We start from the raw sequence: 13,199 nt of genomic DNA on the forward strand, positions 1-13,199 counted from the left end.
GCCGCATGGCTTCTTCTGCCGCGTTCTTCATCCGGCTGCGTTCCGCCTAGGCGGCGCAGCGGCTGAATCCTGCGCCGTCCGCGTCCGGACTCTCGTTCCCGACGCGCGGTTCGCCGTGCCCTGAAGCACCGGCCTGCGCTCGCGGGAGTCCGGTTCCGACCGGTCCGCGAAACGCAGGAGAACCCGAACATGCCTACCCGCCGCAGGTCGGCGCGCGATCGAGCGCGCCGCGAACTCGGCCAGAACTTCCTGGTCGACCGGGGTGTCGCCCGACGCCTGGTCGGCCTCCTCGAACCAGCCCCGGTGCCGATCGTGGAGCTCGGTGCCGGACGAGGCGCCATCACCCGCCACCTGGTCCACAGTGGACGACGGGTCACCGCGGTCGAGCTCGACCCGCGTTGGGCGGATGCGCTCCGAGTCGCCTATCCGCAGGTCAGCGTGGTCCGCTGCGACATGCTCGACTTCCGCTTTCCCGCTGCACCGCACTCGGTGATCGGCAACCTGCCGTTCGGCATCACGACGTCGATGACCCGCCGCCTGCTGGACGAGAGGTCCTGGTCGGAAGCGGTGCTGCTGGTGCAATGGGATGTCGCCCGAAAACGCGCAGCGGGCGGCAGCCAGCTGAACGCCCAGTGGGCACCCTGGTACGAATTCGGGCTCTGCGGCCGGGTTCCCGCGCGTTCGTTCCGCCCGGTGCCAGCGGTCGACGGGGGAATCCTGAAGCTGCAGCGCAGAGCCGATCCCCTGGTGCCGTGGCGCGAGAAGCAGCGCTACCAGCGGTTCGTCGAAGCGGTGTTCACCGGCCGAGGTCGGGGCCTGGCCGAGATCGTCCGCAACGTCACCGGCCGCAGGGTGCCGAACCTGCCCGCGCTCCCCAAAGACCTCCCCGTTGAGGCATGGGCTCGGCTCTACGCCGGAACCTCGTGACCGCCGGCCTGGCGCTGCAGGTACTCCTCGAGGGTCTGCAGCGCCGGGTGCAGGCGGCGCAGGGCCGGGATGTCGGCTTGGTAGCCGCTCTCGTCGAACCACTCGTACATCCGGTCCCGGCCTTCGAGCGGGGCGGGCTCGAAGCGGGTCGGGACGCCGGTGACGCGTTGGAAGATCTCGGCGACCTGCGGCGGGGTCTGCTCGTCGCCGGCGATCTCGAGCTGCGCGCCGATGAACTCCTGCGGCGAGTCCAGCGCGGTCGCGGCGAAGAAGCCGATGTCGTCCGGGGCGATCATCTGCAGCGATGTCGCCGGGTCCAGCGGAAGCGACAAGACCCGCTCGCCCGACTCGGTGATGCTGGTGACGTAGGGCAGGTTGCTCATGAAGAACGCCGGCCGCAGCACGGTCGCGGGCACGCCGATGCGCTGGATGTGCGCCTCGACAGCGGCTTTGCTCTCGAAGTGGGCGATGCCGGAGTTCCGGTCCGCGCCGCCGACGGAGCTGTAGACCAGGTGCGCGCCGGTCTCCAGGGCGATGTCGGCGACCGCCGAGCCGCGGCGGACCTCGGCGGCGAGGCCCGCTTCGTCCCAGGCCAGGGCCTGGACGCTGAACACCCCGTCCGCGCCGGTCATCGCCGCGCGGAGCGATTCGACGTCGTCCAGGTCGCCCCGGGCCAGGATCGCGCCCGAGTCCTGGAGTTCCTGCGCTGCGGGCTTGGCGGGGTCGCGCACCAGCGCGCGTACGGTCCACCCGCGGGACAGCAGGTGGCGGGCGGTGGCGCCACCCTGGTTGCCGGTGGCGCCGGTGACGAGTGCGGTCCGGTTCATGTGAACTCCTCGGTCTCGGGCTGAGCGTGACGCTCCCACTTCGAGTGCGCTGGAGATCAAGTCCGGGCACAGATAGAGAACGTTGCGTTTTCTAACGTGCTACGGTTTAGAGAACTAGTCGTCTTCTAACCGGCGAGCGCTGGCCGTCGGATCGGAGGGTGTCGTGGATTTCGTCGTTCCGCTGCGCGGGTTCGGCCGCGAGGACCTGGCCTCGGCCGGTGGCAAGGGGGCGAACCTCGGCGAGCTGGTCAACGCCGGGTTCTCCGTCCCCGACGGCTTCGTGATCACCACCGACGCATACGCCGAGGTCGCCAGGTCGGTTGCGTCCGGCGACGGGGCGGCGCTGCGGGCCGAGTTCGAAGCGGCGACGGTTCCGGACGAGCTGCTCGAAGAGATCGCCGACGCCTACGCCGAGGTGGGCTCCGGCCCGGTCGCGGTGCGCTCGAGCGCCACTGCGGAGGACCTGCCAGGGGCCGCGTTCGCCGGGCAGCAGGACACCTACCTCAACGTCGTCGGCGAGGCGGCGCTGCTCGACGCGGTGCGGCGGTGCTGGGGCTCGCTGTGGACGGACCGCGCGATCGCCTACCGCGAGAAGCGCGGCATCGCGCCGGACGAGGTGCACATCGCCGTGGTGGTGCAGCGGATGGTCGACGCCGAGTTCGCCGGGGTCGTGTTCACCGCGAACCCGGTCACCGGTGATCGGCGGCAGCTCGTGGTCGACGCCAGCAGCGGTCTCGGCGAAGCGGTGGTCTCCGGCCTGGTCACCCCCGACCACTACGTCCTGGACCCGGACGGGCGGGTCCACGAGTGGTCGCCGGGCCGCCGCGAAGTGGTGATCAAGAGCGTGGCGGGCGGCGGAGTCGCCGAGCAGACCGGCGCCACCGTCGAGCGGCTTCCCGATCGGGTCCTCGCGGAGCTGGCGAGGCTCGGCACCCAGGTCGCCGAGCACTTCGGGCGCCCGCAGGACATCGAGTGGGCGTACGCCGCGGGCCGGGTGTTGTTGCTGCAGGCCAGGCCGATGACGGCGCTGCCGCCACCGCCGCTGCAGCTGAACCGGCGCCAGCGCAAGATCGGCTCGGTGCTGCTCGAGTACCTCCCGTACCGGCCTTACCCGATCGACATGTCGACATGGGTACCGCACGGTCCGGTGGGGATGATGGCCGCGGTCACCGGTGCGTACGGGATCCGCGGCGCGTACGACGGCTTCCTGCCGGAGGTGGACGGCGTGGTGGACCGGTTGGTGCCGCCCTCCCCGCGCCTGTCGCTCGGAGCCTTGAAGGCACCGTTCAAGCTGTTCGACCGCGCTCGGCGCTACGACCCGGCGCGCTGGACGGAGGACCCGCGGTTCATCCGCTTCCGGGCCGACGTCCGCGAGCTCGCCGCGCTCGACCTGGCGAAGCTGCCGTGGTCGCAGCTGATCCGCGTGCCGAGACGAGCGCTGGGCCTGGTGTCGCCGGTCGCCGACCTGCGCATCGACTACCTCCCGGCGACCGGGTTGGCGCTGGTGCGACTGCTGATCGCGCTCAAGCTGACCGGACGGGAGCGGCTGCTGGGCGACCTGATCGCAGGTGCTCCGACCCGCACGGCCGACGCCAACCGCGCGCTGGCGGCCCTGGCCGATCAGGTCCGGGCCGACCCGCCGCTGAAGGCGGCCGTCGACGACCTCGACCCGGCGAAGGTGGCCGGTTTTCCGGAGTTCCACGCGGAGTTCACGGCGTTCCTGGCCGAGTACGGCCACCGCGAGACCGAAACCCCGGTGCTGGTGACGCCGCCGAGCTGGGGCGAATCCCCGGAAACGGTGCTCGGCCTGATCAAGGTGCTGGCCGATGGAGAACCGAGTCCGGACGGGCACGAGGACCGGGCGCTGGCGCAGCTGCGCAGTCCCCGCATCCGCAGGTTGGTGCAGCGAGCCCGCGTCGGCGTGGCCTTCCGGGAGGACAGCCACTTCTACTTCACGATGCCGCAGCCGATCCTGCGCCGGTCGCTGCTGGAGATCGGCCGCCGACTGGTCGACGCCGGGATGCTCGACGATCCCGAGCAGGTCTTCCACCTGCGGTTGGAGGAGCTGGAAGCGCTCGCGGACCCGGCCGGTGGCGATCGGCTGCGCGGACTCGTCGCGGCGCGGTCGGCCCGCCGCGAGGAACTCGCGGGCGTCCGGCTCATCGACCCGAACCTGGTCTTCCCGCGCGAAGACCGCGGTGACGCGCTGGTGTCCGGAACCCCGGCCAGCGGCGGCCGGGCCACCGGTCCGGCCCGGATCATCCGCGAACCGGCCGAGTTCCCCCGGCTGAACAGCGGGGACGTGCTCGTGTGCCGGTACACGAACCCGTCGTGGACACCGCTGTTCCAGCGCGCCGCGGCCGTGGTCGTGGACTCCGGCGGATCCGGCTCGCACGCCGCGATCGTGGCCCGCGAGTACGGCATCCCGGCGGTGATGGGCACGGCCGACGGCACGAGCACGATCACCGACGGCCTGACCATCACCGTCGACGGCGACACCGGACGAGTCGTCCCGGCGAACTCCGAGGAATCATGACCACCGACCACCGCAAACTCCCCCGCCGACGAGGCGACGAGCTCACCGCGGCGATCTTCGCGGCGACGCTGGCAGAACTGGCGGACGTCGGCTACGCGGGCCTGACCGTGGAGCGGGTCGCGGAACGCGCCAAGACCGGCAAGGCGTCGATCTACCGCAGGTGGCCGAGCCGCCGGGAACTGGTGCTGGCGGCGGTCTACAGCATCTCCCCGGAACCGGCGGATTCGGTGGACACCGGAACCCTGCGCGGCGACCTGCTCGCGGTGCTGCGCCGCAGCGCCGAGGTGCTGTCGGGACCGGCGGGCGAGGCGATGCGAGGCCTGCTCAGCGACGTCCTGGCCGACCACGATCCGGCGGGGCAGTTGCGGGAGCTCTCCCGGTCGCGCGGTCGGCTGACGATGGAGGAGATCGTCCGCCGGGCCGCCGAGCGCGGCGAGCTGGACGCGACGGCGATCCCACCTCGCCGGCTCGAGGTGGGGCAAGCGATGCTCCGCCAGCAGTTCCTGTTCAACGGCACTCCGATCCGGGACGAGGTGATCGTTGAGATCGTCGACACCGTCCTGCTCCCGCTGCTCCGGAACTAGCTGTTCTCGACGAGCTGGTGGCAAGCTCGGCGAAATGCTGAGCTTGCGCGTTCTCACGCCGGCCGACTGGGACTTGTGGCGGGACGTCCGGCTCGCCGCCCTCGCCGAGGCTCCGCACGCCTTCAAATCCCGGCTGGAGGACTGGGAGGAGGACGGCGAGCAGCGGTGGCGTTCGCGCTTGGAAGATCCGGACACCTACAACATCGTCGTCCTGCTCGGCGGTGCAGCGGTCGGCATGGCCAGCGGAATCGCCGGTCGTGGCGGTGTCGTGGAACTCCGGTCCGTCTGGGTCGGCCCGAAAGCCCGCGGACGCGGTGTCGGGGACTACCTGGTGGGAGCCGTTCAGGCTTGGGCGGTGCGAGCTGGCGCTGTGGCGTTGAAGCTCGCGGTCATCCCGGGCAACGAATCCGCCATCGCCCTGTACCGCCGCAACGGGTTCGTCGCCGTGGACGAAGTCGGGGAACTGCTGCCCGACGGCGAGACCAGGGAGCAAGTGATGCGGAAGGAGCTGGGCTGACGTCGTGAGCGGCGATGGTGGTCAGAGCGACCATCGCCACTCACGAGGTCAGCGGCGGAGCTTGTCGAGGGCGAAGGCCCCGGGGCCGAACGCGGCGATCAGCAGGAAGATCCAGGAGTACAGGGCTGCCAGTTCGCCCTGGTTGTGCAGCGGGAGCAGGCCCAGCGGGGCGTGGTAGCCGAAGTAGGCGTAGGCCATCACCCCGGAGAGCAGGAACGCCGCGATGCGGGTGCCGAATCCGGCGATCACGCACAGCGCGCCGACGACCTCGATCAGGCTGGCCCACCATCCCGGCCACTCCCCGAACGGCATGGCCATGCCGGCGCCGTCGACGCCGCCGAAGAAGCCGAATCCCTGCAGGCCGTGGCAGAGGAACAAGAACCCCACCACGACCCGGAACAACCCGAGCACAACGGGCCGGGCGCGGTCAGCGGAGGCGGCGACGGTGGTGGTGGGCTTGGTGGCGGTCTGGACGCTCATGACGATGTCCTCTCAGGGGATCTCTCGGGGTGCTTTCACCCATGCGTCGAACGAGCCGCCCCCGGATCGACACGGACCCCAGAACTTTTTCCGGCGCCCCCTGACCGGGTCAGCGGGCTCGCCACCAGGGCTGGGCCTCGGTGGTGGGGAACATCCCGCCGCTGAGGACCACCCGGAACGGGTTCGGGCCGATCACCGCCCAGGCGTGCTTCGCGTGCTCCGCCGGGAAGGACGGGCTCGTGACCAGCTGGAACAGGTCGTCGAAGGCGTCCGAGAACAGTTCGCTCAGCGGCTCGCCGAGCCGGTCGTACGCCCCGTTGCGGAGATGGGCGGCCAGCGCGTCCAGGTCGACCGACTCGAGCATGTCGACCGTTGCCGGGTCATCTGCCCGGAGGTGTTCGGCGACCTCGTAGCAGTCGTGGTGCAGTTCCCGGGGGATCTCGACGATCGACGGCAGGGTGCTGAACGCCGCCATCAGGTCGCCCACGTCCTGGTGCGGGAAGCGCTGGGCCTTGCCGAGGCAGTACGGGACGAACTCCGGGAACTGCATGGCCTGCGCCGCTTGCGCCACCCGGACCCAGAACTCGGTCGGGAGCTCGCCGTCGCGGCCCACTTCGTCCGCCCAGTGCCCGATGAAGTGCAGGGCGTTCATCCAGAAGTGGTGGTAGCCGTCGGCGATGCAGCCGGCCAGTTCAGCGGTCTGCCCGCTGTCGCTGCGCAGTGCTTCCGGGACGAGTTCGGTCGCGGTGGTCAAGTGCTCCACCAGGTCCCCGTGCGGGAAGGTCAAGCCTGCGGTCAACCAGTCAGGGGACATCGTTCGCCTCTCTGCCGGGCCGACCACCCGCAGGTCAGCGCACTGAGCGTTGCGACGCGCGGGTGCACATCGCAGTCCTCGGCCGCGGGTATCGAGGATAGTTCGGCCGTGCTGCTCATCAGCGGGCGAGACGCGGAAGGCACCTCCCGCCGAGGTCGGCGGGAGGTGCCTTCGCGAGCGGCGGGTCAGCGCCAGACGGCTACGACCGAGGGCCGGGGCTGGGAGTCCCCGCCGTCGGGCCAGTGCGAGGCGGGGTTGTCCGCGTTCGCCCCGTCGAGCTCTCCGGGGTGCTGGGCCGAGACCAGGACCAGGCCGTCCTCGACGACCGGTCCGCATGCCTCGGCTCCGCGCGGGACGGACAGGAACTGCATCACGTGCCCGCGGTGCGGGCCCTCCAGCGGAACCGCGTAGAGGCCGTCGTTGGCGCCGAGCGCTTCCGAGGAGTCGCTGCTGATCCAGAGGTGGCCGTGGCTGTCGAAGGTCACGTTGTCCGGGCAGGAGATCGGGCTGACCTGGGACTTGTCGAAGCCGCCGAAGTAGGTTCCCGGGTCGTTCGGGTCACCGCAGACCAGCAGCAGGCGCCACGCGAAGTGGGTGCCCGCCGGGTCGTCGTCGAGCTCCAGGACCTGGCCGTGCTTGTTGGCCGTGCGCGGGTTGGGCTCGTCGGCGGGGGCCTTGCCGTCCGGGCCGCGGTCGGAGTTGTTGGTCAGCGCGGCGTAGACGCGACCGGTCTTCGGGTGCGGTTCGACGTCCTCGGGACGGTCCATCTTCGTCGCGCCCGCCTTGTCCGCGGCGAGCCGGGTGAAGACGTAGACCTCTTCGGCGCTCATCCCGTCGACGAAGCTGGTGTCGTTGTGCGCCAACGGGATCCACTCGCCGGTGCCGTCGAACTGGCCGTCGGCCGGGAGCTCGCCGGAACCGTCGATCTCGTCGGGGCTGTTGCCGGTGAGCTTCGCGACGTACAGGGTTCCCGAGTCCAGCAGCCCCTTGTTGTGGCGGCGGGCGTGGGCGCTGTTGCCGGGCTTCACCTTCTCGTCGGAGACGAAGCGGTAGAGGTACTCGAACTTCTCGTCGTCGCCCATGTACGCGACGGCGCGACCGTCGTCGGCGAGGCGGATGTTGGCGCCCTCGTGCTTGAAGCGGCCGAGCGCGGTGTGCTTGACCGGCGTCGACTCCGGGTCGTACGGATCGAGCTCGATGATCCAGCCGAACCGGTTCGGCTCGTTGACCTGCTGCGCGAGGTCCCAGCGGGAGTCGAAGCGCTCCCACTTCCGCTCGCTGGCGCCGCCCTTGATGCCGTAGCGGGCCAGGCGCTCCTGGGTGGCCGGGTCGGTGACCTGGTCGGCGTTGGCGAAGTAGAAGTGGATGTTCTCCTCGCCGGAGAGGATCGTGCCCCACGGGGTCACGCCGCCCGAGCAGTTGTTCATGGTGCCGAACGAGCGCGTTCCGGTCGGATCCACCGGTGTCTTCAGCAGGTCGCTGCCGGCGGCCGGGCCGCGCAGCTCGAACTCGGTGTTGAGGGTGATCCGCCGGTTGAGCGGGTCCAGCACGGGTTTCGGCGCGCCCTCGCCGGTTTCGAGCACGACCACGGACAACCCGTGCGCGGCCCAGGCGGTCCGGACCTGCTGTTCGGTGGGGTTTTCCGGGTCGTAGCCCCGGAACAGGAATTCCTCGGTGGTGTACTCGTGGTTGTTCACCATCAGCCGCTGCGTGCCCTTGAGCGGCAGCAGCGCGCAGAAGTCGTTGTTGTAGCCGAACTGCGCTTCTTGCGCTTCGGGAGTCTGGTTGTCGAAGTCGAATTCCGGTGCGCCGGGCAGGATCGGATCGCCCCAGCGGATCACGATGTCGTGCTGGTAGCCGTCCGGGACGACGACCGCGTCTTGGCTGTTCGGCTGCACCGGGGTGAAGTCCAGGCCCGGCGGGTTGCCGGGGGCGGCGGTGGCCGATCGGGTGCTGAGTCCCGGCAGCACTGCGGCGGAAGCCGCGACGACTGCGCCCGCGCGCAGGAGGCCGCGCCGGTTCAGCGCGGTGGCCAGCAGATCCCCGAAGTACGGGTTGTCCGTGGGGTTCGGCGGGTGTTCGGAGCACTGGTCGCCGCAGCGGTACCGGCAGGTGAGCTTGGCCCGGCCGGCGGAAAGCAGCGGCAGGAGTCGACGTTCGTCCGGCTGTGGTGCCACCGATACCTCCAAGCTGATCGAGAATGGCTTGGAGCGTATGACAAGGTGAACGAATAGCAAGAGATATGGGAAAAACAGGTGAATTCCCGCAAATCGCTTGCCCTGGCGGGATCAATGAGCGGAGAAAGCGAACGGACCGTTCACCTCGGTAGATGAGGCAAACGGTCCGTTCGCGTCAAGCAGTTCAGAACTCTTCGCCGACCAGCGCGGCCTCAGCGGGAACCGCGTGCTCGTTGCCCTTGGTCCGCAGCTCGAGGGAGAGCAGACCGGCTGCGATCACGCACAGCACCGCGCCGACGGCGAACGGGGCGTGGTTCGAGCCGAACCAGGTGGCGACGTGCCCGACCAGGGTGGCCGCGACCGCGCCGCCGAGCCAGCGGAGGAAGTTGTAGCCCGCGCTGGCGACCGGCCGCGGCGCGTCGCTGATGCTCATCGCGGTGCCGGTGAACAGGGTGTTGAGCAGGCCGGAGGCCAGGCCGCTGAGGATCACTGCGACGACCACGACCGGCTTGGAACCGAGGGACATGACGCCGAGCAGGACCGCGAAGATCAACACCGCGATGATGGTGCCGCCGACCTCGCCGAAGCGGGCCGCGAGCCGCGGCGCCAGGAACACGCCGGCCATCGCGACGCACAGGCCCCAGCCGAAGAAGACCAGGCCGACCGCGATCGCGCCGAACTCCAGGACGAACGGCGCCCAGGCGAGCACGATGAAGAACGCGGCGGTGTAGAAGGCCGAGCCCAGCGCGGTCCGCAGCAGGCCGCCGTGGCCGAGCGCGCGGATCGGGTCGAGCAGCCGGACCTTGGGGCGCTCGGAGCGGGCACCGTCCTTCGGCAGGAAACCGGCGGAGAGGATCAGCGCGATCGCCATCAGCGCCGCGGTTCCGGCGAACGGTCCGCGCCAGGAGATGTTGCCCAGCAGCGCGCCCAGCAGCGGTCCGGTGGAGAGGCCGATGCCGAGAGCCGCCTCGTAGAGCATGATCGCGGCGGCCTGGCCGCCGCTGGCGGCGCCGACGATCACCGACAGCGCTGTGGCGATGAAGAACGCGTTGCCCAGACCCCACACCGCGCGGAGGGCGACGAGCTGGCCGATCGAGTTGGCCGCCGCGCACGCCAGCGTCGCGACCACGATCAGCGCCAGCCCGGTGACCACGGTCCGCTTCGCGCCGAAGCGGGCGCTGAAGGCACCGGTGATCAGCATCGCCACGACCTGCACGCCCAGGTAGGACGAGAACAGCAGGGTGACCTGCTCGGGACCGGCGCGCAGCGCCTCGGCGATCGAAAGCAGGATCGGGTCGACCAGTCCGATGCCCATGAAGGCGATCACGGCGGCGAAGGCGGTGATCCACACCGCTTTCGGCTGCCCCTTGAACACGTCGAGGAACCGAACGTCATGCCCGGCGCTCATCGGCCGACACCTCTCCCAGCAGGAAATGATTTCGTTTGCAATGCTAACAATCAGCATTTAGCAGCACAAACGAACATGAGCAAGCTCACCGGGAAAGGCTCCGACCAGTTGAAACGATGCCACCGTTCGCCGAGTGCGGGTGGTGCGAACGGACCGTTCTCCTTCTCGTGCGAGGCGAACGGTCCGTTCGCGGGGGCCTAGGCGCTGAGGCTGGCGCGGGCTGCGGTGGCGATCGCCTCCTCCGGGTGTTGATCGGCGATGACCTCGAGAACTTCGGTCGCGCTGGCGTGCGGACTGCTCGCGATTTCCGTGATCAGGGACAGCTGGTCGGACGCCGGGCGCCGGCCGAACTCGGTGAGGAACAGGTCGGAGTCCTCGTCCAGCGCCGCCGCCATGCCGTCCAGCGCCCATGACAGCTCATCGCCCGGGCGGAGCACATCGTCCGCGCTTTGCTTGGACTGCAACCACATTCGCACCGCAGGGCCCGCCGCCTGATCGTCGACCAGCTCGCGTGCCGCTGCCGCGCCCTCCGCGCCGGTGTGCTCAAGGACTGCCAGCGCGGACAGCCGGACCGTCGGGTCGTCGACCAGGCGCAGCAAGGCTGTCAGCTCGCCGCTCGCCTGCCGGGCGCCGCGGTGCTCGATCCACCGCTCGATCAGGACCTGCTGGATGTCGGGAGGGGTGTCGGCGGCGGCCAGGACGAGCAGTTCCGCCGGGGCGGACACCAGGTCGTCCACCGAGGGCACGTGGAATCCGAAGGCGCGCAACGATTCCCGCGCTGCCCACTTGCCGGCCGGGAGCAGCTCGACCACCGTGCGGTCGGCGTCGGGAACTTCGGCGTCCAGCACCTCGATCTCCGCCGGATCGGTGGTGGCGTGCGTGCGGACGGCCTGCATCGACTGCCACTGGGCGATCATCTGGCGCACGACGTCGCGCACTGCCTCGCGCGCTGCCGGTTCGTCCTCGTCGAGCAGCTCGCAGGTCATCGTCACGATCAGCTCGAGCGGCACGGCGCCAGTGCGCGCGTAGAGCACGCTCAACGTCGCCTGCACGATCTCCGGCAGCGCATCGGCGCCGTCGGCCAGCGCTTCCAGCCGATCCCGGAAGACGTCGTCCACCAGCACGAACCGCTGCCACAGCCGGGTCCACAGCAGTTCGGGTTGGGACAGCAGGGGATCGGCGATCTGGGTGCGCACCAGGAGGTCGCCGACGGGGCGCAGCAGGCCGGTGCGCTCGGCCCACTCCAGCAGCAGGTCGGCCTCTTCCGCGCTGCCTCCCAGCGCCGTCACCAGATCGTCCACATCGGACGGATCGCGGGAGTCGCCGACCCAGTCCAGGAGGATGCGGATCCGTTGCATGATCGGCGATTCCGCTGCGATCGCCCGGTGCGGTTCGGGTGCCGTGAGCTCGGTGGGCGGCAGCCACAGCGCGGGTTGATCGCCCGGCTCCGAGGATTCGCGGCGCTCGATCTCCTCGAGCACGTCGTGGTCCACGTCGACCTCGTCGGCCTCCACCGCAGCGGAGAACTCCTCCGCGGCCCGAGGATCTCCAGCGTTCACGCCGAGCTCCCGCATCGCGATCGCCCAGAACTTCTCCGAGCTCCACTCGGTCGGTTCGGCCATCGCCGCCAGGTAGTCCGGCGTGGCGCGCGCCACCGCCCGATGCAGGTCGGGGACCGGATTCGGGCTGGTCAGAAGGTGGTTCGAGGCGAGGAAGTCGATCCACTGGTGCAGGAAGTCCGGCACGATCGACCAGTCCGCCAGCACCGCCCGGCGCGGCACCACGGACACCAGGAACCTGGTTAGTTCCTCCTCGGACCACCAGGCCAGCAAGCCGTCCCTGGCGAACTTGTCGGTCAGCAGATCGTCGACCAGCCGGCAGGCGTCGAGCTCGGGGTGGTCGTGGTCGAACAACGCGATCAGCTCGGCGCGGGCGGCTTCGAACCGGTCGGTCTCGCCGTGGATGAAAACGGTGCGCATGGCGTGCTCCTCTTCGCTCAGGTGTGCGGATCACGTCGAGAGTAGGGAGTCCGCGGAGCATTTCCGGGTAGCGCAAGCAAGGTTCTGCACCCGTGTCGGGACCCTCTAACGGGTGAATTCGGTGGGGCGTCGGTATGCCCATCGGTACTTGTCCCGCTTCGGGCGCCAGGGCCGTTGGTCCATGCTTTCGCTGCGCTGGAGAACGGCGCACCAAACGCGAAGTACCTGCTCGGCAGCCCGGAGGAGACTCCGCCGCCCCGGTTCGGCCCACCCGGCCGGAGCGACGAGGCGGACTGCCTCAGCGAAGCCGCAACAGGGAGGAGGAATCGGCGACCGGGCGACGGCAAGTGCCCCAAGCTGTCTGCCGTCCGGCCTCCTTTCAGCGAGGTGGGTGGCACCCGTCCGACGAGGCGGCAACGGAGCCGCCGCACCCACCTCGCTGAGCCCCGCTCCGCGTTTCCCGTCCCCCGATCCCCGAAGGCCCGCGAATACACCGACATGTCCAGCCATTCCGAGTACCACGCAGCCGGATGGCGGGTCGATCACGACCCGCGCACCAACCGATCCACGCTCCTCGTCGGCGACCGCATCAGCGCACTGCGCGCGCCCGCCGACTTCGCCGCTCACGTGCACCACGTGCTGGCCGTGCACCTGCAGGCCGGTCCAGTGCTCGCCGACGGCGCGGACTGGGTGCTGTTCACCCAGCTCTCCCCGCACCCCGAACCGCCGTCCGACCTGCCCGAACTCGCCGCAGTCCCGGCCGGCACCCGCCTCGCGCTCCCGCCGCTGAACGACCCGCGCTGGATCAATCCGCCGCGCATGGGTCTCGCGGTACCGGCGCACCAAGTCGTCTGCTCGGCCACCCGCCGAGCCCGCCTCGTCGCGCCCCTCGCCGCCGCCTGAGCCCCACCAGAACCACCCGCCGTCGTCGGTGGATCCGCAATTTCAAT

The 13,199-nt window shown here is 70.2% G+C and carries 11 protein-coding genes; 5 read left to right on the plus strand and 6 right to left on the minus strand.

Annotated features, from left to right (window positions below):
• Positions 1–189 precede the first annotated feature (189 nt).
• Positions 190–927 (plus strand): 23S ribosomal RNA methyltransferase Erm, encoded by a 738-nt coding sequence (gene erm / locus ABTZ89_RS04520; protein WP_351040079.1) that lies wholly within the window; start codon positions 190–192, stop codon positions 925–927.
• On the opposite strand, the gene ABTZ89_RS04525 is transcribed toward erm, so the two are convergent.
• A complete protein-coding gene (locus ABTZ89_RS04525; protein ID WP_351040082.1) occupies positions 909–1,754 on the minus strand; it encodes an NmrA/HSCARG family protein in 846 nt (281 codons plus the stop codon). The genes erm and ABTZ89_RS04525 overlap by 19 nt on opposite strands.
• A gap of 163 nt (positions 1,755–1,917) precedes the next feature.
• On the opposite strand from ABTZ89_RS04525, the gene ABTZ89_RS04530 reads away from it, so the two are divergent.
• From ABTZ89_RS04530 to ABTZ89_RS04540, 3 genes are read left to right on the plus strand one after another with little or no spacing between them, the layout of a single operon-like run.
• Positions 1,918–4,290 (plus strand): PEP/pyruvate-binding domain-containing protein, encoded by a 2,373-nt coding sequence (locus ABTZ89_RS04530; RefSeq protein ID WP_351040085.1) that lies wholly within the window; start codon positions 1,918–1,920, stop codon positions 4,288–4,290.
• A complete protein-coding gene (locus ABTZ89_RS04535) occupies positions 4,287–4,874 on the plus strand; it encodes a TetR/AcrR family transcriptional regulator (RefSeq protein WP_351040088.1) in 588 nt (195 codons plus the stop codon). The genes ABTZ89_RS04530 and ABTZ89_RS04535 overlap by 4 nt, the downstream gene beginning before the upstream one ends.
• Before the next feature lie 34 nt (positions 4,875–4,908).
• Positions 4,909–5,391, plus strand: coding sequence for a GNAT family N-acetyltransferase (locus tag ABTZ89_RS04540; RefSeq protein WP_351040091.1), 483 nt, complete (start codon positions 4,909–4,911; stop codon positions 5,389–5,391).
• A gap of 48 nt (positions 5,392–5,439) precedes the next feature.
• Here ABTZ89_RS04540 and ABTZ89_RS04545 read toward each other — a convergent pair whose 3' ends face one another.
• The 5 genes from ABTZ89_RS04545 to ABTZ89_RS04565 all read right to left on the minus strand — a co-directional run bounded on the left by ABTZ89_RS04545 (position 5,440) and on the right by ABTZ89_RS04565 (position 12,249).
• On the minus strand, positions 5,440–5,871 hold the full coding sequence (locus tag ABTZ89_RS04545; RefSeq protein WP_270953489.1) for a DoxX family protein: 432 nt from the start codon (positions 5,869–5,871) through the stop codon (positions 5,440–5,442).
• Between the two features lie 109 nt (positions 5,872–5,980).
• A complete protein-coding gene (locus ABTZ89_RS04550; RefSeq protein ID WP_351040094.1) occupies positions 5,981–6,670 on the minus strand; it encodes a hypothetical protein in 690 nt (229 codons plus the stop codon).
• A 200-nt stretch (positions 6,671–6,870) separates the two neighbouring features.
• The gene (locus ABTZ89_RS04555; protein WP_270953492.1) at positions 6,871–8,862 is read right to left on the minus strand and encodes a PhoX family protein; all 1,992 of its coding nucleotides are present in this window, start codon (positions 8,860–8,862) and stop codon (positions 6,871–6,873) included.
• A 184-nt stretch (positions 8,863–9,046) separates the two neighbouring features.
• Positions 9,047–10,270 (minus strand): MFS transporter, encoded by a 1,224-nt coding sequence (locus tag ABTZ89_RS04560; RefSeq protein WP_351040098.1) that lies wholly within the window; start codon positions 10,268–10,270, stop codon positions 9,047–9,049.
• A gap of 197 nt (positions 10,271–10,467) precedes the next feature.
• Positions 10,468–12,249, minus strand: coding sequence for a hypothetical protein (locus ABTZ89_RS04565; protein ID WP_351040101.1), 1,782 nt, complete (start codon positions 12,247–12,249; stop codon positions 10,468–10,470).
• Between the two features lie 498 nt (positions 12,250–12,747).
• Between ABTZ89_RS04565 and ABTZ89_RS04570 the strand changes: the two genes are divergently transcribed.
• On the plus strand, positions 12,748–13,152 hold the full coding sequence (locus ABTZ89_RS04570; RefSeq protein ID WP_351040104.1) for a hypothetical protein: 405 nt from the start codon (positions 12,748–12,750) through the stop codon (positions 13,150–13,152).
• Positions 13,153–13,199: the final 47 nt, after the last annotated feature.

This window comes from Saccharopolyspora sp. NPDC002686 (assembly GCF_040295745.1).
Lineage (GTDB): Bacteria > Actinomycetota > Actinomycetes > Mycobacteriales > Pseudonocardiaceae > Saccharopolyspora > Saccharopolyspora oryzae.